Source organism: Bartonella sp. W8151 (assembly GCF_016100385.1).
Taxonomy (GTDB): domain Bacteria; phylum Pseudomonadota; class Alphaproteobacteria; order Rhizobiales; family Rhizobiaceae; genus Bartonella; species Bartonella apis.
Window position 1 is genome coordinate 1 of the sequence record NZ_JACFSO010000001.1, and the last position, 23,047, is coordinate 23,047.

Annotated in this window: 24 protein-coding genes and 2 tRNA genes; 10 read left to right on the plus strand and 16 right to left on the minus strand. The window is 46.2% G+C overall.

Annotation, left to right across the window (positions count from 1 at the left end):
- Together H3V14_RS10765 and H3V14_RS00005 are read left to right on the plus strand one after the other, a co-directional pair.
- Positions 1–357, plus strand: a 357-nt coding sequence (locus H3V14_RS10765) for a hypothetical protein (RefSeq protein WP_210326508.1), incomplete at its 5' end; no start/stop codon positions are given.
- Positions 358–492: 135 nt separating this feature from the next.
- Positions 493–2,481, plus strand: a complete 1,989-nt coding sequence (locus H3V14_RS00005; protein ID WP_075915472.1) for a M23 family metallopeptidase — start codon at positions 493–495, stop codon at positions 2,479–2,481.
- 230 nt (positions 2,482–2,711) lie between these two features.
- Here the strand turns inward: H3V14_RS00005 and H3V14_RS00010 are convergent, their stop codons facing one another.
- Together H3V14_RS00010 and H3V14_RS00015 are read right to left on the minus strand one after the other, a co-directional pair.
- Positions 2,712–3,272: an RNA polymerase sigma factor gene (locus tag H3V14_RS00010; RefSeq protein WP_075869267.1), complete on the minus strand. Its 561-nt coding sequence runs from the start codon at positions 3,270–3,272 to the stop codon at positions 2,712–2,714.
- A gap of 18 nt (positions 3,273–3,290) precedes the next feature.
- The gene (locus H3V14_RS00015) at positions 3,291–3,479 is read right to left on the minus strand and encodes a NepR family anti-sigma factor (protein WP_198225998.1); all 189 of its coding nucleotides are present in this window, start codon (positions 3,477–3,479) and stop codon (positions 3,291–3,293) included.
- A 186-nt stretch (positions 3,480–3,665) separates the two neighbouring features.
- Here H3V14_RS00015 and H3V14_RS00020 point away from each other — a divergent pair, with 186 nt between their 5' ends.
- The 4 genes from H3V14_RS00020 to H3V14_RS00035 all read left to right on the plus strand — a co-directional run bounded on the left by H3V14_RS00020 (position 3,666) and on the right by H3V14_RS00035 (position 6,764).
- Positions 3,666–4,457 (plus strand): response regulator, encoded by a 792-nt coding sequence (locus tag H3V14_RS00020; RefSeq protein ID WP_198226476.1) that lies wholly within the window; start codon positions 3,666–3,668, stop codon positions 4,455–4,457.
- Positions 4,458–4,505: 48 nt separating this feature from the next.
- Positions 4,506–5,519: a PAS domain-containing sensor histidine kinase gene (locus tag H3V14_RS00025; RefSeq protein ID WP_198225999.1), complete on the plus strand. Its 1,014-nt coding sequence runs from the start codon at positions 4,506–4,508 to the stop codon at positions 5,517–5,519.
- 186 nt (positions 5,520–5,705) lie between these two features.
- Positions 5,706–6,065 (plus strand): hypothetical protein, encoded by a 360-nt coding sequence (locus H3V14_RS00030; protein WP_198214536.1) that lies wholly within the window; start codon positions 5,706–5,708, stop codon positions 6,063–6,065.
- 156 nt (positions 6,066–6,221) lie between these two features.
- Complete coding sequence (locus tag H3V14_RS00035) at positions 6,222–6,764, plus strand: hypothetical protein (protein WP_198226000.1); 543 nt, start codon at positions 6,222–6,224, stop codon at positions 6,762–6,764.
- Between the two features lie 70 nt (positions 6,765–6,834).
- On the opposite strand, the gene clpB is transcribed toward H3V14_RS00035, so the two are convergent.
- From clpB to H3V14_RS00090, 11 genes are all read right to left on the minus strand, one after another.
- Entirely contained in the window at positions 6,835–9,519 is a 2,685-nt protein-coding gene (gene clpB / locus H3V14_RS00040; protein ID WP_083639739.1) for an ATP-dependent chaperone ClpB, read from the minus strand.
- A 198-nt stretch (positions 9,520–9,717) separates the two neighbouring features.
- Complete coding sequence (locus H3V14_RS00045) at positions 9,718–10,521, minus strand: glutamate racemase (protein ID WP_198226001.1); 804 nt, start codon at positions 10,519–10,521, stop codon at positions 9,718–9,720.
- Entirely contained in the window at positions 10,518–10,730 is a 213-nt protein-coding gene (gene yacG / locus H3V14_RS00050; RefSeq protein WP_198226002.1) for a DNA gyrase inhibitor YacG, read from the minus strand. The genes H3V14_RS00045 and yacG overlap by 4 nt, the downstream gene beginning before the upstream one ends.
- Before the next feature lie 2 nt (positions 10,731–10,732).
- Complete coding sequence (locus H3V14_RS00055) at positions 10,733–11,389, minus strand: Maf family nucleotide pyrophosphatase (RefSeq protein WP_246784945.1); 657 nt, start codon at positions 11,387–11,389, stop codon at positions 10,733–10,735.
- Positions 11,390–11,393: 4 nt separating this feature from the next.
- Positions 11,394–11,612 carry a translation initiation factor IF-1 gene (infA, locus tag H3V14_RS00060; RefSeq protein ID WP_075869273.1) on the minus strand — a complete coding sequence of 73 codons (219 nt, stop codon included), beginning with the start codon at positions 11,610–11,612 and terminating at the stop codon, positions 11,394–11,396.
- A gap of 158 nt (positions 11,613–11,770) precedes the next feature.
- Positions 11,771–12,217, minus strand: coding sequence for a low molecular weight phosphatase family protein (locus H3V14_RS00065; RefSeq protein WP_075869274.1), 447 nt, complete (start codon positions 12,215–12,217; stop codon positions 11,771–11,773).
- 2 nt (positions 12,218–12,219) lie between these two features.
- On the minus strand, positions 12,220–12,690 hold the full coding sequence (locus tag H3V14_RS00070) for a UPF0262 family protein (RefSeq protein WP_075869275.1): 471 nt from the start codon (positions 12,688–12,690) through the stop codon (positions 12,220–12,222).
- A gap of 19 nt (positions 12,691–12,709) precedes the next feature.
- A complete protein-coding gene (gene hisD, locus H3V14_RS00075) occupies positions 12,710–14,002 on the minus strand; it encodes a histidinol dehydrogenase (RefSeq protein ID WP_198226003.1) in 1,293 nt (430 codons plus the stop codon).
- 20 nt (positions 14,003–14,022) lie between these two features.
- Positions 14,023–14,466 carry a DUF2948 family protein gene (locus tag H3V14_RS00080; RefSeq protein WP_198226004.1) on the minus strand — a complete coding sequence of 148 codons (444 nt, stop codon included), beginning with the start codon at positions 14,464–14,466 and terminating at the stop codon, positions 14,023–14,025.
- A gap of 56 nt (positions 14,467–14,522) precedes the next feature.
- A complete protein-coding gene (gene murA, locus H3V14_RS00085; RefSeq protein ID WP_198214530.1) occupies positions 14,523–15,812 on the minus strand; it encodes a UDP-N-acetylglucosamine 1-carboxyvinyltransferase in 1,290 nt (429 codons plus the stop codon).
- A gap of 180 nt (positions 15,813–15,992) precedes the next feature.
- Positions 15,993–16,154, minus strand: coding sequence for a hypothetical protein (locus tag H3V14_RS00090; protein ID WP_198226005.1), 162 nt, complete (start codon positions 16,152–16,154; stop codon positions 15,993–15,995).
- Between the two features lie 168 nt (positions 16,155–16,322).
- Here H3V14_RS00090 and H3V14_RS00095 point away from each other — a divergent pair.
- Both H3V14_RS00095 and H3V14_RS00100 read left to right on the plus strand, forming a co-directional pair.
- Positions 16,323–16,397, plus strand: a tRNA-Thr gene (locus H3V14_RS00095).
- 459 nt (positions 16,398–16,856) lie between these two features.
- On the plus strand, positions 16,857–18,173 hold the full coding sequence (locus H3V14_RS00100) for a L,D-transpeptidase (RefSeq protein ID WP_198226006.1): 1,317 nt from the start codon (positions 16,857–16,859) through the stop codon (positions 18,171–18,173).
- A gap of 47 nt (positions 18,174–18,220) precedes the next feature.
- Here H3V14_RS00100 and H3V14_RS00105 read toward each other — a convergent pair whose 3' ends face one another.
- Positions 18,221–20,218 carry a hypothetical protein gene (locus tag H3V14_RS00105; RefSeq protein ID WP_198226007.1) on the minus strand — a complete coding sequence of 666 codons (1,998 nt, stop codon included), beginning with the start codon at positions 20,216–20,218 and terminating at the stop codon, positions 18,221–18,223.
- An 85-nt stretch (positions 20,219–20,303) separates the two neighbouring features.
- On the opposite strand from H3V14_RS00105, the gene H3V14_RS00110 reads away from it, so the two are divergent.
- The gene (locus tag H3V14_RS00110) at positions 20,304–21,020 is read left to right on the plus strand and encodes an NAD-dependent deacylase (protein ID WP_198226008.1); all 717 of its coding nucleotides are present in this window, start codon (positions 20,304–20,306) and stop codon (positions 21,018–21,020) included.
- Between the two features lie 316 nt (positions 21,021–21,336).
- On the opposite strand, the gene arsC is transcribed toward H3V14_RS00110, so the two are convergent.
- Together arsC and H3V14_RS00120 are read right to left on the minus strand one after the other, a co-directional pair.
- Entirely contained in the window at positions 21,337–21,708 is a 372-nt protein-coding gene (gene arsC / locus H3V14_RS00115) for an arsenate reductase (glutaredoxin) (protein WP_075869282.1), read from the minus strand.
- 448 nt (positions 21,709–22,156) lie between these two features.
- Positions 22,157–22,242: transfer RNA gene (locus H3V14_RS00120), tRNA-Leu, on the minus strand.
- A gap of 168 nt (positions 22,243–22,410) precedes the next feature.
- Between H3V14_RS00120 and H3V14_RS00125 the strand changes: the two genes are divergently transcribed.
- The gene (locus H3V14_RS00125) at positions 22,411–22,998 is read left to right on the plus strand and encodes a YqaA family protein (protein WP_198226009.1); all 588 of its coding nucleotides are present in this window, start codon (positions 22,411–22,413) and stop codon (positions 22,996–22,998) included.
- Positions 22,999–23,047: the final 49 nt, after the last annotated feature.

Below are 23,047 nucleotides of genomic sequence, written 5' to 3' on the forward strand. Positions count from 1 at the left end.
TTAATCTATCCGTTCTTTCCAAGAGCGCAACTCACTGTCGCCAGCGGCGTACCGCCCTCGTTGTGGCGCTCATATAGACCTCACTTTCTCCCAGAGTCAACAGACAATTTTCATTTTTTTTCATTTTTTTTCATTTTTTCCAAAACACCGTTGAAAAGAACCGGTTTGCCGGCAAAATTTCTTCCTACCGGTTTCCAGCAGTTGATAACTGAAGATTTTTTGGTCAAAAACTGGCCGCATTCGTTCTTTAGTAGAAAACCATACTCTGCTGGAACTGTTTTCGAGCAGTATGTTGTTGTCCTGAATTACAGCTCTCAATCTATAGAGTGCTCATATCAGTGGCAGCAGATAATCTGATGCCTTTTCTTTTGCCAATCCGTGTGGCAGAATTCTTCTTTCTATTGATGTTATAACTTCTTTCAGTTTTAGGCATGAAAGAAACCGGAAAAAGAATATTGCCAATTTTGTTCTTGGAAACCATTTGTTGAATTTATGTTAGAAGATCGACGTTTTACCAATGATCCGGGAGAAGATCCTGCGCTCGTCGCCGACGGGCGTCGGCAACCTGATCGTCGACAAATTTCTATCCGTTGGCTTGCCGGTACGATTTTGACCGGTGTTACTTCATGTACGTTAATGGGGGTTGCTCTGTTTGTAGCGCTCGATGGACGTGAGCAACTGGCAACGCCCCCCGAACTGATGACGCAGGCAGAACTTCCGACAATCGAGGCAGAAGAATCGGAAGAGAAAAAAGTTGATCGAATCGCCCAGGTGGTACCGCGGAAGAATTTTGATGACCGGCGCCATTTCGATCTGTCTATCATGCAAAAGCAGGGTGAAAAGGAAGTCATCCGCACTCAACCTTTTGAACTTGTGCGCATGGCGCTTGCAGAAGACCGGCCAAGCAATTTGAAATATCCACCTTTTAATGCCTTGACGATTTTTACCGACCAGTCAGTCAAACAAGGGGACAAGCCGGAAAACAATCTTCAAATTTATGGCACCAAGGTCGAAACGGAAATTACGCTTCATAGCGTTGACTTTGATGTCAATACGGCAACCTTTGATGATTCTGATACACTGACGTCAGAACAGGCCGAACAGAATATTCGCGCTGCGGGATTTGTCCTTGGCGACAATATTACACGAGTCGCCGCCCTCCATTATCTGGATCCTGCGCAATTGGGTCATTTCGGTTCCATCAAATTTTCCGAAATGCCGGATGTAAAAATCATTCAGGAAAATGTGAGTATTTCCCCACGTGCAACGCAAGCCGACAATTCTGCCGAATATGCCGAAGACATCATTCCGTTCAGAAAAGCCCAGACGATTATCAACGCTTTGAATGACGCCAATTATGAAGGTGATGATGCCGACCGGCTGGCCGAGGCACTCGCCCGTTTCAACGGCTCCGACACACTTCGCGCCGGCAGCGTTCTACGAATCGGAATAGAAACCGATTCGAAAGATGATGACCATCTCGTACGTGCCAGCATTTATCATGGCATGCACCATATATTGTCCATTTCGTTAAACGACAAAAACGAATTTATAAGAAGCGATGAACCGGAAATGACTCCGGTTTTAAAAACCGCGTTTGAAGGCGGCGTACCGCTCACCCATATCAATGCGTCGAATTTACCGACAATCTATGATGCAATTTATCGGTCGGTTTTAAGTTATGACATGCCGTTAACGACGGCACGCCAACTCATTCGCGTCATGGCCAATGATGTTGACCTTGAAGATCAGGTATCTCCAAATGATACGCTCGAAGTATTTTATGCAACGCCGAATAAGGACGAAGCAGAAAGTTCGGAACCTGAAATTCGTTTTGTCAGCGCCACACTTGGCGGTGTAACACGCAAATATTATCGTTTCCGTTCAAATGACGGAACGATTGACTATTATGATTCGCAAGGTCGCAGTTCAAAACAGTTTCTGTTGCGCAAGCCTGTGCCCAACGCTATTTTCCGTTCGCCATTCGGCCCCAGAAGACATCCCGTTCTTGGCTATGTTCGCATGCATACCGGTGTTGATTGGAGTGCACCGAGAGGATCGCCGATCGTCGCTGCGGGCGACGGGGTCGTTACAAAAGCCGGACCTGTGCGCGGTTACGGCAATCAGACAGAAATTCGCCACGCAAATGGCTATGTGACCTCCTATGCTCACCAGAACAGTTTTGCTCCCGGCATTAAAGCTGGTGCAAAGGTTCATCAGGGGCAAATTATCGGTTATGTCGGCTCGAGCGGTCTCGCGACAGGTCCTCACTGTCACTTCGAAGTTTCCGTCAACAATACCAAAGTTGACCCGATGCGCATTCGTCTTCCCGATGCAAAATCATTGCATGGAAAAGATCTCGAAGCTTTCAAACGTGATCGGAACAAACTGGAAGCACTTATCAACGGACAGGATGACCAGAAACTTGCAGCAACTGTCAACACGGATGACAAGGGCCGCAATCCACGGTCGGATATTTGACCATTATTTCAAGTTATTATTTCAAGCCGGCCGGTCTGTTTTAACATTTTTGACAGATATTCCGGTATTGTTGCCAATAACAATGCGTTCCTGGCACATAACCGCGACAAAGCTTCAAAAACAACAGACCTCGTGAACTCTCGAACTTGATATTGAAGTTTGACAACACATCATTCTCAAAGGCTGAAAATGACAAGACACTAATCTTAGACTTATCGTAATTATCCGATTTAGCGGGGATTGGTGAATGAACGCATAGTTGTGGAAGCTGAATCGGCATCGGGACCATAGTCGGATTGCCCGTTGACGCCCAATAATTCCTGTAAACGGGTGCGGGCACGGCTGACACGACTTTTGATTGTCCCCACAGCGCATCCGCAAATTTCGGCTGTATCTTCATAGGAAAAACCGGAAGCACCGATGAGGATAATTGCTTCTTTCTGATCATCGGGTAATTGATCAAGCGCTTTTCTGAAATCCTGCAAATCAAGGGAACCGTATTGGGACGGATGAACGGCAAGATTTTCTGTGAATACCCCTTCACTATCCTGCACTTCACGCCCCTTTTTGCGCATTTGACTGAAAAATTCGTTCCTCAGGATTGTGAACAACCAGGCTTTCATGTTCGTGCCAATCTCGAAGCTATTCTGTTTTGCCCAAGCTTTCATGATTGTGTCCTGAACGAGATCATCCGCCTTGTCGTGCTGTCCGCTCAACGAAACAGCAAAAGCACGCAAAGATGGTAAAATTGAAAGAAGTTCACGTTTGAAATCAGGATTATGTGGGCTCATGGGTTTTACTTTCCCATATTAATTTTGGTTCTCTTGTTCGGCTTTATCGAGTTTTTCGAGAAGATCGAGAAACTTTTCGGGGATTTCTTCGTCCTGAATTGCCGTGTAGAATTGCCGCAGTTTAATCGCTATTTCACTATTGGATCCAAGCAGATCATCTTGCGGATCGGTAAACGCGGATCCGTTTTTTTCCTTGCTGTCATCCATCTTCAGTCCCTTAAAAATGACGCTATCGGTTAATGCATAACAGTGTGTATAAAAACACGCATTGAGTAAAGAATATAGAAGCAAGTAAAAAGTTCCAAGGGGCTGGAACTTTTTTATTATTCGTGAATTAATCTTTCACAGGTAGCCGTCATGGCCACCCTTTCAGGGGCAGAAGGAGTTTATTACATGACCTTATCAACACGCATCGCGCCGCATCTACCTTATTTGAGAAGATTTGCTCGTGCCGTTACCGGATCACAAACGTCAGGTGATGCTTATGTTGCTGCAATGCTTGAAGCTTTGATCGCCGATACATCGATTTTTCCGGAATCGTCTTCGGATCGTATCAGCGTTTATCGGCTTTTCTGTCAATTGTTCGACCAAACGACACCGAATGTTGCCGATCCCTTGCCTCAATTCGGTATTGAACAAAAAGCCAAGGCTAAACTTTCCTATCTTACTCCGAAAGCACGTCAGGCATTTCTTCTTATTGCTGTCGAGGGCTTTAATGATAAAGAAGCCACCGAAATTATGGATGTCGACGCCGATGAATTCAGAGCCTTGCTGAACGACGCTTCGCGCGACATTTCCGAACAGGTGGCAACACGTATACTTATTATCGAAGACGAGCCTTTGATAGCCATGGATATCGAGCAGCTTGTCGAATCACTCGGCCATCAAGTGGTCGGCATTGCGAGAACGCGCAGCGAAGCTGTTGCCATGGCAGAGAAGGAAAATCCCGGAATGATCCTTGCCGATATCCAACTTGCCGATAACAGTTCCGGTATTGATGCTGTTAACGACATTATCAAGACTCATGAAGTTCCGGTCATCTTTATTACCGCATTTCCGGAACGGCTACTTACAGGCGAGCGGCCGGAGCCGACTTTTCTTGTCACCAAGCCGTTCAATCCCGATATGGTCAAGGCACTCATTTCACAGGCGCTCTTCTTTCAGGAAAATGCGTCAAAGAAATAATACGTTTTATCTTGAAAACAGAAAAGAAGAGAAGGTCTCAAAATCCTTATGACATCGGCATCCAAATCAGCTCTTGCGGTTGAGAAAACGCGTGTGAATGCCTTGGTGCAGGCTATTCACGGCGCCGATGTTTTTGTTCTTTTTGAGACGCCTGATCTCATTTATCGCTGGGCAGAAAATCTGCCTCAACTGTTTGCAGAAAAATGGCGCATCGGGTGTTCTGACAGCGATTTTCTACCAGAACCGCTCACCAATCAGCTTAAATCCATCAAATCAAAGGTGCTCAAGACAGGCAAAATGGAAACCATTGAAGCCCGTTTCGAAAATAAGTCGCACCGTATTTCATGGTATAGATTTACTATTGACTGCCACCGTGACGATGAAGGCGAAATTATTGGCCTTTTGACAACCGGCGTGAATATCACCGAACTTCAACGGCGCGAACAAGTTCTCAAAGCATTATTGCGGGAATTAAGCCATCGTTCGAAAAACCTTCTGGCTATTATCCAAAGTGTTGCGGGCCAGACTGCGCGCTATACCGATTCGCTGCAAACTTTTTTAAGAAAATTCCAGGGGCGTATTCAATCCCTTTCGCATTCTCAGGATATCGTTACAGATTCCAATTGGCGTGGCGCCCATTTTCGTGAGCTTTTTATCAGTCAGGCATCAAGCTACCTTGGAAAGGAACAAAAAAGGTTTACGGTCGAGGGAGAAGATCCTTATCTGTTTCCCGGCGCAGCCTTGCATATCGGTTTGGCGTTTCACGAACTTATCGTCAATTCTCTTTCCTACGGTGCCCTTTCAAAGCCTGAAGGACTGGTCCGTGTGACAAGTGAAATCAGAAGAGACGAAGGGCGTCCCTCGCAACTTTATATTTCATGGTATGAAGTGTTTGCGCCGGGCCATACGCCGGATGATGACCGCAAGGCTTGTTTTGGCAGCGCTGTGTTGGAAAAGATTGTTCCGATTTCCGTAGGCGGAACCGCAAGTCTGGAATTTACTGGCGATGGCGTTGTCTATCACCTTGCTTTGCCAGACACATATTTCGATTTTTACAATTGATTACGGCTCGTCTGTTTTTAAATTTTACGGTGATTATTGCTGCAAAATTCAACTTAATTCAGACATAATAAAACCACTTTCCACCAAAAGTGTTTTGTTCCGGAACAAATCGCTTCGACAACCGTTATATTTGTATAAAAAGATAAAATCATCCACTTGTTAAAGTTTTTCCTGAAGGGGTCGATCATGAATTCCGTCATCGCCGTAATGTTGCTTGTTTCCTGCACAGATGGTTTCTCGGCCTGCAATGCTGCCGACGACATGGTCAAAGTGTACCCCACGCATGAAGCATGTGAAGCGGAGTTATTGCCGTCGGTCAATCACATCGGCAAAACCAATGAAATGGTTTTTGGACAATGTATCAAAGCTGATCCGGATTTCATCAATGGTGACTTGAGCATTTACTGGAGAGTCGATGAGAACGGCGATCTCATCGTCGAGCTGACCAATGATGACAGTGACAACGAAGAGTTGACCGTACCTCTTAGAAAAATAGACAAACCGATTGCCTCGAATGATAAAGTCGCCACCAAGCCGGCAGCGTAATGAGGAGTAAATAGAATTACTCTGACGTAAAGTTTAAGTGAAGAAATGTTTTTGTTAAATTAGCAAACTGTTCACCAAAGCTTAAAAAATTTATTTTCCATTGAAAGATGACCGCGAAACTCGTAAATGCGGGGCACTATCAATGGAGAATTTTCTATGCGCGATGATTATCAGTCCGGTTTTGAGGATATGGATTATCAGGATCCGTATAACCAACAGCTTGCGCAGCCACAAACCCAATTGGACCCTGCCGTCGAAAGAGTAAGACGCAAGCTTATGCGTTTGATGATTGTTTCAATCGCCATAACAATCATTCTGATTTTAATTATTTTGGCAGCAGTCATCTACAAGGTAACTTCCTCGTCATCTGACAAAACACCTGCTGAAGTCACAAAAACAGAGGCAAATCCGGTTCCCGGTGCAGAGACTGCCAATAATGCAGCAAGTGACGCAAAAACACCGGCACCCGCTGTTCCTGAATTCATCAAACGTTCGATTGCTTTGCCACAAGGAACTCGTATCCTCTCGCAAAGCCTTTCGAACGATATGATTGCGCTTGAAACATTGACACCTGAAGGCAACACGGAACTTGTTATCTACGATTATCGTAAAGGTCATCTTGTCGCCGGTATCACGGTCGACACCTCGCCGGTTGCCAAACAGCCGGTCGAAGAACCGGTAGCAACGCCTGCCCAATAAAGAAAATCAAAGTTCAACCTAAAGAAAAGGCCACTTGTGAAAAGTGGCCTTTTTTCATGAGCCTAAGCTATTATTTCTTGGGCTTATTTTGTTTTGCATCGGATTTCTTTTTGTCGTCTTTGTTATCCGTGCTTTCGGCTTCCTTTTCTTCCACCTTCGATTCATCAACAGGATGAGCCGGAGTTGGCGTAAAAATCAGACGATCGGAAGCACGTGAAATATTGACTGTAGAGCCGTCAAGAATATCACCGATCAGCAACCTTTCGGCAAGTGGATCCTGAACTTCTCTCTGGATAACCCGTTTAAGAGGCCGTGCACCATAAGCAGGGTCGTAACCCTTGTCGGCAAGGAATTCACGAGCACTATCGTCAATAACAAGTTTGATCTTCCGATCCGACAATAATGATTGCAAACGCTGCAACTGGATATCGACAATGGCTCCCATTTCTTTCCGGTGCAACCGGTGAAACAGGATGATTTCATCGACACGGTTGAGGAATTCCGGCCTGAAAGCAGCTTTCACAACAGCCATAACATCGTCACGGGCTTTTTCAGCTTCTTCATTATCGTCAAGCGCTGTCAAATATTCCGCACCGAGATTTGATGTCATAATGATAAGCGTATTGCGGAAGTCAACAGTGCGACCCTGCCCATCGGTCAAGCGCCCGTCATCAAGCACCTGCAACAGAACGTTGAAAACATCCGGATGGGCTTTTTCAATTTCATCAAACAGGATGACCTGATAGGGCCGACGACGAACCGCTTCTGTCAAAGCGCCGCCTTCTTCATAACCGACATATCCCGGAGGAGCGCCGATCAAACGGGCAACCGAATGCTTTTCCATATATTCCGACATATCGATACGAACCATTGCGGTCTCGTCCTGGAACAGGAATTTTGCCAGAGCCTTGGTGAGCTCGGTTTTACCAACACCTGTTGGACCTAGGAAAATGAACGAACCAATCGGCCTATTCGGGTCTTGCAAGCCCGCACGTGCACGGCGTACCGCCCGCGAAACAGCCTGAATCGCTTCTCCTTGTCCGACAACACGTTTGGCAAGCTCGTCTTCCATTCTAAGAAGTTTCTCACGCTCGCCTTCCAGCATGCTATCAACCGGAATACCGGTCCAGCGCGATACCACTTGTGCAATGTGATCGGGTGTGACGGTTTCCTCCAGAATTGAACCGTGATTTTCCTGGCTTTCAGCCTCTTCCAATTGTTTAGCCAATTGCGGAATGATGCTGTAGGAAAGCTCGCCGGCTTTCTGATATTCACCGTTACGCTGGGCAATAGCCAAATTATTGCGTGCTGCTTCCAATTGTTTCTTCAACTCGGCAGCATGACCCAATTTCTGTTTTTCCGATTGCCATTTTGCCGTGATTTCATGCGATTGTTCTTCAAGCTCGACCAATTCATCTTCGAGTTTTTCCAAACGGTCTTTCGATGCAGGATCGGTTTCGGCTTTCAAAGCTTCCCGCTCGATCTTCAACTGCATGACACGACGATCAATTTCGTCAAGTTCTTCCGGCTTGGAATCAACCTGCATACGCAGCCTTGAAGCCGCTTCATCAATAAGGTCAATCGCTTTATCCGGCAAAAACCGGTCTGTAATATACCGGTTGGACAAAGTTGCAGCCGCAACAAGGGCTGAATCCGAAATACGGACTTTATGGTGTTGCTCGTATTTTTCCTTAATACCACGAAGAATCGAAATGGTGTCTTCGACACTGGGCTCATCAACAAAAACCGGTTGGAAACGACGGGCAAGAGCCGCATCTTTTTCAACATATTTGCGATATTCTTCAAGTGTCGTTGCACCAACACAATGAAGTTCGCCACGGGCAAGGGCGGGTTTCAACAGGTTGGATGCGTCCATAGCGCCATCGGATTTACCGGCACCAACCAAAGTATGCATTTCATCAATAAACAGAATGATCTCGCCGTTTGCTGCCTGAACTTCTGTCAAAACAGCTTTCAAACGCTCTTCGAACTCGCCGCGATATTTTGCACCGGCAATCAATGCTCCCATATCAAGGGCCAAAAGCGATTTGTCACGCAAAGTTTCAGGAACATCGCCGTTCACAATACGCAAAGCAAGTCCTTCGACAATTGCCGTTTTACCAACGCCCGGTTCACCAATCAGCACCGGATTGTTTTTGGTGCGCCGCGACAATACCTGAATTGTCCGGCGGATTTCTTCATCACGGCCGATAACAGGATCAAGTTTCCCCTCGCGCGCATCTTTTGTCAGATCGCGTGCATATTTTTTCAATGCGTCATACTGTGCTTCGGCATTAGCCGAATCAGCTGTGCGTCCTTTTCTCATTTCATTGATCGCCTTATTTAACGCCGTTGGCGTGATCCCGCTTTTGGAAAGAATGTCTGCTGTTTTTGCGTTCGGTTCCATCAGGAGCGCTTGCAAAAGGCGCTCGACTGTCACAAAGCTGTCACCGGCTTTTTCAGCTAATTCTTCAGCCCGGTTAAAAACCTTTGCCATCGGTTCGGACATATAAAGCTGTCCATTGCCGCCACTGACTTTAGGCAATGCTGCTAGCGCTGTTGCCAAAGCATCTTTTGCTGCTTTTACATTGCCACCCGCCTTCTCGATCAATGATGCACATAGGCCTTCATTATCGTCCAGCAATACCTTTAACAGATGTTCCGGTACAAACTGCTGATTGTCTGATGATAAGGCAAAGTTTTGTGCAGATTGTAGGAACCCCTGCACCCGCTCGGTATATTTTTCTAAATTCATCCTCGTCTCCTTTTCCCATAATCCATAAAACGGCATTACGGGGTTGAAGTGACAAGCTCCCTTCTAGGCAAGCCGTACTCGTCACCTGATATGGGAGTTGCATTCAAATTCGACAAGATCAAAAACAGTCTGAAAAACGACAAAATGCGCAAGCCCGCAAGAATCACGGTAACGCTCTTTAATCGGGGAAAATTGCTTTTAAGGAAAATTGCGGTTGTCTCTAACAACTTCCAAAGGAATGTTGACATCAAGCTTATGCAACATATTTTCGAAATCGCGCAGCCGATATTCGGCACTTTCGGTTACAAGCCCCTGAATAAAGCCGCTTCCTTCATCACTTTTATCAAGTTTTGCAATGATGCTTTCCGCCGGATCAAGAAAACAGCATTGTGGCGCCGCTTTTTCAAAGAAGTTTTTAAGCCAAGGTAGATGGGTACTTGAAAGTGTGCATGTATCAACCGAAGGATATCGTGCAAGCAAGTCTTCCATGAAACGGTTGACTTCTGCTTGTGTCTTTTCCGGATCAAACAAGAAAGTCCCGCTTTCGACCAGTTCAACCATCGCCGAAGCATTGACGAGAGCGACATTGTCCGGATTTTTACTGTGATTTTTGACAAATGCCTTCCCCATCTCGCTTTTCACCATCGAGGCTACACCCATAATTGCCACGTGACCACTCCGGCTTTTTCTTTCCGCTTCTTCAAGCGGCGGAAATACTCCATAAAGCGGCACGGAGCAGCTATCTTTGACGCGATCAAACACCATGATAGAAGGTGCATTCGAAGCCATAATAATAGCCGACGGGTCATAGCGCATCAATCGTTCGAACGTCTGTTTGACAATTCCGACAAGCTCGTCAGCTGTCTTTTTTCCATATGGGAAATGCGCCCGATCGGCAAAATAGAGGATATCGCGCTTCGGCTGCCTTTTATGTAACAGATCCACAATGGCATAAGAGCCGATACCGGCGTCGAAAATGGCAACGGGCTTTACGAGTTTCATTCTTGCTCATCCGCATTGTTAAAGGGCTTACCCGGTAAAACATAAGCGCCTTTGAGCCACCGGTTAAGGTCAATTGCGCGACAACGGTCAGAACAAAATGGATAAGCTTCGCGGGTTGAAGGTTTGCCACATTCCGGACACGGCCTTGGCGGGCGCAGCGGATATACTTTAGCGGTTGCCCGGGATTGGTCTTTATCCGATGTAGCCATTTTCAGACCTCATCTTTCTGCCAACGTTCAAACACGGGATAATTCTGCGTCGTCAACAATTCTACTGTTTCAGCGAGCGGCAAGCCTACAATCCCGCTATAGGAACCGCTAATTTGCAAGGCAAAACAACCGGCCCGCCCCTGAATGGCGTAACCTCCGGCCTTACCCTGCCATTCGCCCGACAGAAGATAGGCTTCTATAACTTCGCGTCCAAGACGCTCGAAACGCACTCTGCTCTCTACAAGCTTATGACGGCTTTTGCCCTTCGCATTGATAAGACAAACACCCGTATAAACCTTATGGGTACGTCCCGACAAAAGGCGCAAACATTCGCGTGCTTCGTCTTCGTCGGCGGGTTTGGGAAGAATTCTGCGCCCGACAGCAACCACCGTATCGGCAGCAAGAACGAGAGCCTCTTCCAATCCCGGTAGAACGCGGACGAGCTTGGCACCCCTTTCAGCTTTTTCTTTTGCCAGACGCCGTGCCAGAAAACGTGGATGTTCAAGAAGGTGTGGCGTTTCATCAATATCGGCAGGATGCAAATGATCGGGGAAAACACCGATCTGACGGAGCAATGCCAAACGCCTCGGAGAAGCCGAAGCAAGAACAAGCTTGGTTTTTGCCAACGTATCTTCTTCCGGCATAACAGAATCTGTCATCATTTTATTTGTAACGGTAAGTAATCCTACCCTTTGTCAGGTCATAAGGTGTCATTTCCACCATAACCTTATCGCCTGCAAGTACTCTGATACGGTTTTTGCGCATGCGTCCTGCCGTGTGGGCGATGATTTCGTGATCATTATCGAGTTTTACGCGAAACATCGCATTGGGTAAAAGCTCTGTAATCACGCCGGAAAATTCCAAGACTTCTTCTTTGGCCATAAATTACCTGTTTCTAGACTGTTTATTTTGATCAAAATCCGACAGGCAGCTTGAACTGCCCATCCAACGGCGGCAAACCTACCCTATTCTCGGCCATTTGTGAACATCTGAATCAAAAGGCCATCATAGTTTATGCCGGTTTTTTAAGTGTATGGGCGTTATTTACTGCCAAATCGTTCAGATATCCTTTTCTTCAAATTTTTCCTGATATCACGATAAGCATCAAGAATTTGCTCGCGCGAACCCGTTGCAAGTGCCGGATCAGGTGTCGGCCAATATTCGACATCGACCGAAAAACCCCGCATACGTTCAAGAACCGCATGATGGGCTTGCGGGGTAAGAGTGATGACAAGATCAAAAAATCCGTCCGACAATTCCTCCAATCCGCGCGGGTTATGGTCTTCCATGGAAAGCCCGTCTTCGGCAATAACCGCGGCTGCAAAAGGATCACGATTGCCTTTTACAACGCCTGCAGAAGCAACATAAATGTCGGGAAACATTTTACGCGTCAATGCTTCCGCAATTGGCGAGCGTATAGAATTCTGCCCGCAGACATAAAGAACAGATGAGGGATGCTTGCTCGCCGGAAACTGGTTGTCAGACATTGTCACCCTTTCCAATATAAAACGCAAAGGAGGGTGAAAAGGCGCCGTGCAGTTTTCAAATCCATATCTATTTTACCGCGTAAACGTTCCTGCAGGGTTGTTGAACCTTCGTTATGCAAGCCCCGACGCCCCATATCGATGGCTTCGATTTTTGACAAAGAAGCAGAGCGTATAGCCTCGTAATAGCTGTCACAAATAAGGTAGTAATCCTTGACAATGCGGCGGAATGGTCCAAGCGACAGAATGTGGGTGGCAACCTGGTCGCCATTTTCACGAAAAATGTCAAAAACCAGCCTTCTGTCAACCAATGATAATTTCAGTTTATAGGGGCCGCTTCCTGTGTCACCCACAGGCATGAAACTATTTTCCTCAATAAGATCGAAAATAGCGACCGCACGTTCATGTTCGATCTCCGGCGTCGAGCGCCCGATGGTTTCATCAAGTTCGACATCAATGAGCCGCGCCTTCTCCACACTCCCCCTCCCCGACAAGCTATAGATTCAACCTTATTGCAACGGACCGTCCATGTGCTTCCAGCCCTTCGGCATTGGCAAGTTCTATTGCCGACGGCCCGAGTTTGCGCAATTCATTTGCACCAAGTTTCAGAATGGAGCTTCGTTTCATATAGTCAAGGACGGAAAGGCCCGATGAAAATCTTGCCGAACGGGCGGTTGGCAAAACGTGGTTGGAACCGCCAACATAATCGCCAATTACTTCCGGTGTATAGCGCCCCACAAAAATGGCTCCGGCATTACGAACGAGAGGTAAATACCGATCAGGATTTTCAACTGCCAGTTCAAGGTGTTCCGGTGCGATGCGATTGGCAAGCGGAAAGGCGTTTTCAAGATCGTTGACAAGAATAACCGCACCAAAATCCTGCCAGCTTGAAGAAGCGGTTTTGCCGCGTTTCAATGTCTTCAATTGCGTTTGAACCGCTTTCATGACCTCGTTTGCAAAAGCTTCATCATCGGTCATGAGAATTGACTGGGCAGCCGTATCATGTTCGGCTTGTGCCAGAAGATCAGCGGCAATCCAGTCGGCATCGTTAAGTTTATCAGCAATCACCAGCACTTCGGAAGGCCCGGCAATCATATCTATGCCGACTTTTCCGAACACCTGCCTTTTTGCGGCAGCAACAAAAGCGTTACCAGGCCCGACAATTTTTGCCACCGGCTTTATGGTTTTTGTACCATAGGCAAGGGCTGCGACAGCTTGTGCCCCGCCAACACGATAAATCTCGCTCACACCACCAAGTTTTGCAGCAGCAAGAACCAGTGGATTAAGATGGCCATCCGGTGTCGGCACCACCATAACAATGCGCTCGACACCCGCGACTTTAGCGGGAACAGCGTTCATCAGCACCGAACTTGGATAGCTTGCTGTGCCGCCTGGCACATAAAGCCCGACCGATTGGACTGCGGTCCACCGCCAACCGAGTTCGACACCGAGATGATCAACAAAACGTTCATCTTTTGGCAATTGTTTCTGGTGGTAAACAACGATGCGATCATGGGCAAGCTTCAAAGCGTCAAGTGTCTTTGGTGAAACGCGCTTCATCGCTTCATCAATTTCATTCTCGCTGATTTTCAAACCTTTTTCTTTAAGGTCTACGCGATCGAATTTAGCCGATAAGTCGATCAAAGCCTGATCACCATGTTCGCGAACCGTTTTGATAATGTCGCGCACAGTGTCATCAACACTTTGGGAAACTTCACGTTTTGAATCAAGGAATTTTCGAAATTCGTTTTCGAAATTTGCCGATGATTGACGAAGAATTTGAGCCATTCTTTTTCCTGTCGAAAAAACTATCTGTGATGGGGATTGGCCTTGGCTTGCCAAACGGGACCAAGGTCGGTCAATTGCGCTTCAATACATTCCACTTCAAGGCGGATTGCCGCTTCACCGGAAAAAATCAGCGTTACAATACCGGCGGGGGCTGTTGTCGGTTGGAATTGCATTGTTAGAAGTGACAAAACATTGTCTTTTTTCTCGCGATCGAACCCGCGGGTTTTGACACTTAAAACACGATCGAAACGCAGAGCCGTGCGATGGCGCTCGCCGGTTTTCGCACGCGAAAACAGCCCGCCCTTCATCTGTTCTTCCCAGGCAAAACGGTTAAGTGCCGCAATAAAACGCTTTTCACCACAACGCCAATCAAGATCGGCAACCTTGGCCACCGCATCCTGCAAATGCGCTGACAAGATCTCGAGATCTTCATCATCCATGGCTATCAATTTCAAAAGCGGCATCCTACAACCCCATTCTGTTTTATATTATCCTTCTTCATACAGGAAAGATATTGGCATTATCCACTGATGCGTTCAATCTGCGCACCACAATTTGAAAGCTTCTCTTCAAGCCGTTCAAAACCGCGATCAAGATGGTAGACACGGTTGACTGTTGTAACCCCCTCGGCGGCAAGCCCCGCAATAACGAGAGAAACCGAAGCGCGCAAATCGGTTGCCATAACCTGTGCGCCTAACAGCCGTTCAACGCCTTCAACCGTTGCGGTCTGCCCTGATAGCGAAATATGGGCGCCAAGCCGTGCCAGTTCCTGAACATGCATGAACCGGTTTTCAAAAATTGTCTCGGTAATGTGGGAAACACCTTTTGCACGTGTCATCAACCCCATAAATTGCGCCTGCAAATCTGTCGGAAAACCGGGGAAAGGCTGTGTTTCAATATCGGTCGGAACAATATCAAGACCATTTCTTGCAACACGGATGCCCTCGTCGCTTTCTTTGATTTCAAGGCCGGTCTTGGCAAGCGTATCAAGCACCGAACGCAAGTAATCAGGACGTGCATCCTTGAGCATCACATCACCGCCGGTCATGGCAACAGCCATTGCATAGGTGCCGGCCTCAATACGATCGGAAATTACCTTGATGCGGGCGCCCGAAAGCCCGTCTACACCTTTGATATAGATAGTCGGTGTACCGGCACCCTTTATTTTTGCTCCCATTGCGTTGAGACATTCTGCAAGGTTGACCACCTCCGGCTCGCAAGCAGCATTGTGAAGAACGGTTTCGCCTTTTGCCAAACTTGCTGCCATCAGCATGGTATGGGTGCCACCAACTGTCACTTTTGGAAAAGTAAATTCCGTTCCGCTCAATCCTTTCGGTGCCTTGGCATGGACATAACCATTCTCGATATTGATTTCTGCACCCAGTGCTTCAAGTCCCTGCAGGATAAAGTCGACCGGACGCGTTCCGATTGCGCAGCCACCGGGGAGCGAGACACAAGCTTCCCCCATACGTGCGAGCAATGGTGCAATTACCCAGAAGCTTGCACGCATTTTTGATACAAGCTCATAGGGCGCGCGCGTTGTAACAATCTGGCGTGCGGTAAAATGAACCGTGCGGGAATAGGCGCCATCCTGATGTTGCCGACGACCATTCACCGAATAGTCGACACCGTGATTGCCGAGAATTCTGATCAGTTGTTCGACATCGGCAAGGTGGGGAACGTTATCCAGCGTCAATGTATCATCAGTAAGCAAAGAGGCAATCATCAACGGTAATGCTGCATTTTTTGCACCTGAAATGGGTATCACACCATTCAAACGGTTCCCGCCGATAATTTTGATACGATCCATACCGAAAGACCTTTCCTGAGGTTTCAATTAGTGATTATTGTCGGTTTATCCAATTAGCCTTTAGTAACAAAACGTGGCGTAAACTGGACTCGATACACATTTATCCGAAAACGGTTTCTATAATATTTAAAATAGGATCAAACCGGACAGAAAGCGGTCGATCAACAAGGCGTTTCAAACTTATTTTGCCGATGAATGTCGGGGTTCGTCCGTTTTTTCGTGGTGTTCAACTTCATTTGCCCCGTCGCGTTCCCGTGCCTGTTGCTTGCGTCGCAAAAGATTGGCGCGCAATTGTTGTGCCAGCCGCATTTGTCGACGTTGCTGCGCGATTGAATCTGCCATCCTTCAAACCTGTTGAATATTCAAAAAAACGGTTCCGGTCATAACACCATGTTTAAAAAATTGCCAGCCAAAGAATATTGCCTTGATTTTTCTTATAAGAAAAGTGAATGTCCGCTTGCCTATTTCTTTACAATGTGGCAGAACGCCGCCCGAAAACTATTTTTCTTAGCTGCGGTAGCTCAGTGGTAGAGCACTCCCTTGGTAAGGGAGAGGTCGAGAGTTCAATCCTCTCTCGCAGCACCAGAATTTCCTGCACTCCTTCAGGCCTGAATTCCTCTTCACCGGTATTTTTGTTCACCAGTATTGTTATTCAATTGTCGTCATTAGAGCGATATCGGCATGAACCGGAAAGAACCATGCCTGACAAAAGCCAAATCCTTTACATAGAACGACGATTTACCGGCTAAGATCACTTCAGTTTTTCAAATGGCTTTTAAAAACCGTTCATGGTTCAAAACAAAGCGTGAAACATAAAAAATGTTACCGGTCAGGGACCGATGCATTTTGCTTTAAACAAAATTCACGCTTTTCTTCCAGAAATACATTTTACCTTTTGAACGGCCTATTGATAAAAACGCAATCAATTAAAATAATTTAACGGAAAGAGCATAAAACTTGCCTTTTTCCTGCCGTCAAATTGGTCTAGAAATGCCAATTCGTCTGATCAACCGGGTTTTGCCAGTATAGGTTCGTGCGGTTTTTATGTTGCATATGTCTTCCATTTCTTCCCACATGTCTTCAGTTTCCTACCTGACGATCGTTGTCTTCCTGACGTCGACGGCATCCGCTTTTTCAAGTGGCGCACAAAGAAACGAAACAATAGAACTGGCGCAACTTTATGACCCTGCCGATTTACCCCGTCACCATCAACAATTGCGCATTTATCAGGACCAATATGGAAGACGTATTTATGTTGATGAAAATGGACGGGTCGTAAGGGTAGAAGAACCGCAGAATTATCCGCAAGGTGTTACACCACCGCCTTATGGGACCAATAATCAGGGACCAATGGAAGGCGGTGCCCCTTATGATGATCGGGATGTTCCGGAAGCACCCGACGCGAAGCCCTATCATGACAACGGACAAGATAATCCGCGTTCCTACAGAAAAAATCCTCCTCGCTATCAGGCTGGCGAAATGCCGTCCGAACATACGCCGGCAATCAACGTGCCGAAGGGACGTGAAACAGTTGCGGCCGTACAAATTCTGATGGACCGCCTCGGGTCCTCTCCGGGAGCAATTGATGGCCTGGCGGGAAGCAATTTCGACAAGGCGGCAGCAGCGGCCAGCGAAATCAGTGGTCGTTTTATCGACCCGAATGACAAACAACGCCTTGATTCGGCCCTGCAAGCAACCGGCGGTCCGGCTTTTACCCAATATACGATTACCGAAGCCGATATAAACCGGCAATATGTTTCTTCGATTCCTGCCGATTACGCGATGAAGGCACAAATGCCTGCCATGGCTTACACATCCGTAAGAGAAATGTTGGCCGAACGCTTCCATATTGATGAGAGTTTTTTACAAGAGCTCAATCCGCAGGCGCATTTTTCCCATGCCGGAGAAACCATCAAGGTACCGAATCTGGAATTGCCGAAACGGCAAAGTGTAGACCGGATTGTCGCCGACAAGGCGCGCAAACAGGTACGCGGCTATAATGCGGAAGGTCGGCTTGTTGTGGCATATCCGGCAACAATCGGTTCGACCGATAATCCATCCCCATCAGGAACGGTACAGGTTGAACGCATCGCCTTCAACCCGAATTACACTTATAATCCGAAAGTCAATTTCAAGCAGGGAAGCAACAATGAAATTCTGACCATTCCACCGGGGCCAAACGGACCGGTTGGAACAGTCTGGATAGCGCTATCGAAGCCGACTTATGGCATTCATGGCACACCCGATCCCTCACGAATCGGAAAGACCTCCAGTCACGGTTGCATCCGTTTGACGAATTGGGATGCAGAAGAGCTGGCAAAACTGGTTAAACCCGGTGTTGTTGTGCACTTTACCGATTGATACTTGAAGCATCAATCAAGGCTATCCATACGCAAAATAAAAAGCTGTTATTTGCGGCTGAATGGCCAAAAGTTGAAAAACCGCTTTTTGGCAAGTGCATCGCTGCTCGACTTGATATCTGTCAACACTTCATCATACCGGACGAGTGCTTTCTTATCATTATTATCGTGTGCTTGTTCTTTCAGTTCACCAATCAGCTTTGAAGCTTTTTCAAGCAGTGGACGGGCTTGTGTTGCCGGTAATTTTTGTGCCCGGTCTTTCAACATCAAAGCGTAATTGATTTTTATATTTGCAAGCTTGCCATGTTTGCTTTCCATTAGAGGCGAGACAAGCAATTCCTCGTAAATTGCTTGTGATTTCTCAAAAGCATCAAGCACGCCGCCAAAAGATCCCAAGCGCCACAAAATGAGCGCCTGATGGGAACGGGCCTCCAATTTCTCGTCATCGTTATTGGAAGCTCCGTCAGAGACAAGTTGAAAAGCCGTTTCAACAGCAATATTGGCAGATTTCAACAAATCAACCGGTATTTCGGAATCTTTCCGTCTGGCCATAGAATAGAGAACGTGAGACAGATTGCTATAAAGCCGGAAAAGATCACTTTTATCCTTTTCAAGGTCAAGCTTGGAAATTGCCAGACGGAAATCGAGTTCCGCCTGTTTTAACCAGATCAAACCCTGACGACTTTTTTCATCTTCACCAAGTCGGGCGCGTGCCAGCGCGCGCCACTGCAAAATCCGGTTGACGAGTTTGTCATTCTTTTGACCTTTGATCGTCTCGAGAACTTCATTATAAAACTTGACCGCTTCCCGCAGCAATTGCCCACGTTTTTCCGGCACTTCGACATTCGCGGCCGCCTGAAGGGCTGCTCCCAACTCGATAAAGAAGGAAAGCCAGTCAAGCGGACGGGCAAGTTTTATTTCTTTGCCGATTGCATTTCGCAAAGCGGAAATTGCTTCATATCTTTTTTCAAGTTCCACTGAAGGTGAAGCAGCCAGATTCGCCAATTGCGTTAGATCTTTTCCCAAATTGCCGTAAGCAATGGCAAGCCCTAAAGCTTCGTTCTGGTCTTTGATCAAAGCTATATTCGACCGATAGAGTGAAGCCGATTTTTCCAAAAGCACAATTGCATTCTCTCGATCTTTTTGCTGGGCAAGAAGTGAAAGCGCCAATGCTGTTTCACTTTGAAGCCGAAAGAGAGCCTGAGTTCCACTATCTTCGTTCAATGCGTCACTCGCTTTGTCAAAGGCTATCAGTGTTTTTTCCAAAAGGTCTACGTTTGCGGGGCTATTTATTGTTGCAAGCTGCATCAATGTCCGCCCCATTTCGAAATAAACATAGGAAAGGTCTTGCGGCGCATCGTCCCCGCTAAAAAATACCAGTGCTGTCTCGAATCGTTCGATTGCAAGTTCCAGATAGCCACGAACCTTTTCAGCGGGCTCAATCCGTGCCAATTCTGCTGCAACCAGCGCACTTGCAGAAACGGCGAGCGACCAATAATGGAAATTTTCTTTTTCCCGTAAAATAGTAATGGCTTCATCAAATGCTGCCATTGCCAATTTCAGTCTTTCTGCACGAGGTCTTGCCAAATCAATATCGGACAAAGCACGATAGACATGGCCTTTTTCCGTTAAAATGAGTGCCCGATCAAAGGCGCCTTTCTTCTTCGGCAAAGCTTTATAGACCTGGTCGAGTAAAGAAAGTCCGCGTTTCAACCGCAAAACAGCAATTTCGCCACCTTCACGCAAAGAATAGTTACGTAAACACCTCACATAGGAAACAACAATGCCTCCCCAACGGGTGAAATTGCTTTTGCGGGTAAAAACCTGTAAAGCTTTTTCAAAACCGGATGCAGCTTCGCTATAATGGGTTAACGCATCGTCTTCATTTTCTTCTGCATCGGCCAGTGCCAATAGCGCTTCGGAAAGCTCAATCTGGGCTTCAGCCCATGACGTATCGTTTTTGGCACGTTGTTTGAGTGACAATGCCAAATCTGCATCCTCAACCTTCTGGCGGAGTGTTTTTTTGCTATCACTATCCAAGGCCAAGTGAACGATTCCTTTTATTTAAAAACCCTTGTAGCATATGCATTGTTTATTAAACAGAAATACCCTTGTCACGAACGAGTAACAAATGAATAAATCACCCAATATTGTCATTTTAACAGGTGCCGGTATATCCGCAGAATCCGGCTTGGAAACCTTTCGTGGCAGCGATGGCACGTGGAACAAATATAAGGTCGAAGATGTCGCGACACCTGAAGCTTTTGCACGATCACCGCGTCTCGTCAATGATTTCTATAACGAACGCCGCCGCGATGCGGCGAAAGCGCGCCCCAACAAAGCTCATCTGGCACTTGCAACACTCGAAAAGCATTTTCCCGATTCTTTCCTGCTTGTTACACAGAATGTAGACAATCTGCATGAAAAAGCAGGATCACGAAATGTTCTGCACATGCATGGCACCCTCGACCACGTTTTATGCCTTTCCTGTCATGAAAGAGCAGAATGGAAAGGGGATGTGACAGAAGAAAGCATCTGTCCCCATTGTCATGCCAAGGCAAAGCTAAGACCCGATATTGTCTGGTTCGGTGAAATTCCCTTTCATATGGAACAAATCGAAAAGGCATTGGCTGAAGCCGACATTTTTGCTGCAATCGGCACGTCAGGTGTCGTTTATCCGGCCGCCGGTTTTGTAGTGCTTGCACAACAGGCGGGTGCCGAATGTTTCGAACTCAACCTTGCGGCCAACCCGAATTCCTATTCATTATTTGATGAAATCATTTCCGGACCGGCAACAAAAACAGTGCCGGATTTTGCAAATATGCTGCTTAAAAAATATGGGAAATGACAGGCTTTTTAAATTTTAAAGAAAACGTTATCGTTTCAATAAAAAAATATTTATGATTTTGCGATTGCATTCAAATGTTTGATATCTCTTCTTCGCTATAAAATTACAATTACATTATTAAATTATAGAATATTCAAATATAGAATATCCAAAATATTACATGAATTTTTCATGTTTGAATTCCGAATATTGATATTCGATAATTTTTATTGCGAATGTACTAAAAATCATATTTGCAGCAATAAAGTTGGCAGCGATAAAGAAAGCCCTCATGAGCTTTCTTTATCTTTTAAAAAAAATCTTTTTTTCGAAAAATTCAGTCTTCAGGCAAAATTAGAAGGTTTGTTACTGTTTCTGCCGGACGGCACAGTTGAACACCTTTGGCGCAAACAACAATCGGCCGGTTGATGAGTTCGGGATGATCGTGCATTTTTTTGGCAATCACATTATCCGGCAATGTTTCATCGTCCAGGCCTTGCTTTTTATAAGCAGGCTCTTTTGTCCTTAAAAAATCGCGGATGGAAACATTGGCGCGGCTAGCGAGCCAAAGGAGCATTTCCGGTGTCGGCGGCGTCTTCAAATATTCAATAATATGGGGTTCATAACCCATGGCACGCACAAGACCAACTACATTGCGTGAGGTTGCACAACGCGGGTTATGATAAATAATGACATCGGTATTTTGCATGAATTGGCCCTTTGCTGATTTTAATATTTCACCAATAGCTTTAACATGGACTAAGGAGATTTGGTGAAGATATTCTTTTTCAATTTTTTAGGTGAAACCGGCTCGTGGTTTCATTTGCACCATTTGAGGCATCGAAAGTTATGTTTTCAACATGCTTTTTCATCAAAACCGGTCGGTTGGACGAAAATAATAGGGAAAAAATAAACCGGATATTCCGTAATTAACCTGAAAGTACAAAGAAATGCGGATCATCGGTGATTCCGTTTTAACAGATAGACAGGTAGCAAATAGACCGGATAGCTCGAAGCGTAAACATCTGTTTTCTTGGCACAGATAAAATTATTAACAACCCGGTAGTTATAAATAAGAAATTTGTTTCGAGGAACTTTCCAAAAAACACCGCTAAAGAAGGAATAAAAGAAAATATAAAGGAGAAGGAAAGTTCAAATGGTGCGGGTGGTCGGAATCGAACCGACACTCCTTTTGGGAACCAGATTTTGAGTCTGGCGCGTCTACCAGTTCCACCACACCCGCATCGATGAAGTGAGGACACAAACCATGTGTCACGGATTTGTTGAGTTATATTAAGAACCGAGGTCTCGTCAACTGCCTTACACACAATTATCTTAAAAAATTTGTTCAAGCTACTGGATTAACGCTTTAACCCCCATTAGAGGTAACGTCATTGACAAGGAATGAAAAATGCTCAAAAAGCTTGGAGACTGGACATTATCTCTAGCAGGACGCCGCTCGGCCGAATACTGGCTGGCATTTATCGCTTTTGTAGAAAGTTCTGTCTTTCTCATTCCGGCTGACGTCCTTTTTATCCCGATGTCGCTTATCAATAAAGAAAAGACCTATCGTTATGCGTTTATCGCTTCGCTCTTTTCAGTCCTTGGCGGAATAGCCGGTTGGCTGATCGGCCATTTTGCCTATGAAGCTATAGCAAAACCGGTTCTTGAATTTTACGGAAAATTCGAGACTTTCGAAGCATTGCGCAGCAATACCAGCATGGAAATTATTCTACTGTTGCTCATTACTTCGGGAATATCACACCTTCCACCAATCAAGGTAGTTACAATTCTCGCCGGTGTCGTGGGCATGAATATATGGATTTTCATCCTGTCCGCAATTATCACTCGCAGTGCACGGTTCTATGCTCTCGCCTGGTTGATAAGCCGTTATGGTGCGACGGTGCTCGAATATCTCTTGCCGAGATTGAAATGGGTTATCGCCATTGCTTGCACTATCCTGATAATTGCCTATATTTTCTATAAAATACTGGTCTAGGGGGATTTTGTGTGATTACTTTTGCTTCACCCATTCATCTATCCGGAAA

What these genes read in the sequence shown, in the direction of transcription:
- yacG (WP_198226002.1), bottom strand. Translation starts at nt 10,730, where the DNA reads ATGGCTACATCGGATAAAGACCAATCCCGGGCAACCGCTAAAGTATAT.
- H3V14_RS00125 (WP_198226009.1), top strand. Translation starts at nt 22,411, where the DNA reads ATGCTCAAAAAGCTTGGAGACTGGACATTATCTCTAGCAGGACGCCGC.
- H3V14_RS00065 (WP_075869274.1), bottom strand. Translation starts at nt 12,217, where the DNA reads ATGTCTGACAACCAGTTTCCGGCGAGCAAGCATCCCTCATCTGTTCTT.
- murA (WP_198214530.1), bottom strand. Translation starts at nt 15,812, where the DNA reads ATGGATCGTATCAAAATTATCGGCGGGAACCGTTTGAATGGTGTGATA.
- H3V14_RS00080 (WP_198226004.1), bottom strand. Translation starts at nt 14,466, where the DNA reads ATGCCGCTTTTGAAATTGATAGCCATGGATGATGAAGATCTCGAGATC.
- H3V14_RS00045 (WP_198226001.1), bottom strand. Translation starts at nt 10,521, where the DNA reads ATGAAACTCGTAAAGCCCGTTGCCATTTTCGACGCCGGTATCGGCTCT.
- H3V14_RS00100 (WP_198226006.1), top strand. Translation starts at nt 16,857, where the DNA reads ATGTTGCATATGTCTTCCATTTCTTCCCACATGTCTTCAGTTTCCTAC.
- H3V14_RS00110 (WP_198226008.1), top strand. Translation starts at nt 20,304, where the DNA reads ATGAATAAATCACCCAATATTGTCATTTTAACAGGTGCCGGTATATCC.
- H3V14_RS00090 (WP_198226005.1), bottom strand. Translation starts at nt 16,154, where the DNA reads ATGGCAGATTCAATCGCGCAGCAACGTCGACAAATGCGGCTGGCACAA.
- hisD (WP_198226003.1), bottom strand. Translation starts at nt 14,002, where the DNA reads ATGGCTCAAATTCTTCGTCAATCATCGGCAAATTTCGAAAACGAATTT.
- H3V14_RS00015 (WP_198225998.1), bottom strand. Translation starts at nt 3,479, where the DNA reads ATGGATGACAGCAAGGAAAAAAACGGATCCGCGTTTACCGATCCGCAA.
- arsC (WP_075869282.1), bottom strand. Translation starts at nt 21,708, where the DNA reads ATGCAAAATACCGATGTCATTATTTATCATAACCCGCGTTGTGCAACC.
- H3V14_RS00030 (WP_198214536.1), top strand. Translation starts at nt 5,706, where the DNA reads ATGAATTCCGTCATCGCCGTAATGTTGCTTGTTTCCTGCACAGATGGT.
- infA (WP_075869273.1), bottom strand. Translation starts at nt 11,612, where the DNA reads ATGGCCAAAGAAGAAGTCTTGGAATTTTCCGGCGTGATTACAGAGCTT.
- H3V14_RS00055 (WP_246784945.1), bottom strand. Translation starts at nt 11,389, where the DNA reads ATGACAGATTCTGTTATGCCGGAAGAAGATACGTTGGCAAAAACCAAG.
- H3V14_RS00020 (WP_198226476.1), top strand. Translation starts at nt 3,666, where the DNA reads ATGACCTTATCAACACGCATCGCGCCGCATCTACCTTATTTGAGAAGA.
- H3V14_RS00005 (WP_075915472.1), top strand. Translation starts at nt 493, where the DNA reads ATGTTAGAAGATCGACGTTTTACCAATGATCCGGGAGAAGATCCTGCG.
- H3V14_RS00035 (WP_198226000.1), top strand. Translation starts at nt 6,222, where the DNA reads ATGCGCGATGATTATCAGTCCGGTTTTGAGGATATGGATTATCAGGAT.
- H3V14_RS00010 (WP_075869267.1), bottom strand. Translation starts at nt 3,272, where the DNA reads ATGAGCCCACATAATCCTGATTTCAAACGTGAACTTCTTTCAATTTTA.
- H3V14_RS00025 (WP_198225999.1), top strand. Translation starts at nt 4,506, where the DNA reads ATGACATCGGCATCCAAATCAGCTCTTGCGGTTGAGAAAACGCGTGTG.
- clpB (WP_083639739.1), bottom strand. Translation starts at nt 9,519, where the DNA reads ATGAATTTAGAAAAATATACCGAGCGGGTGCAGGGGTTCCTACAATCT.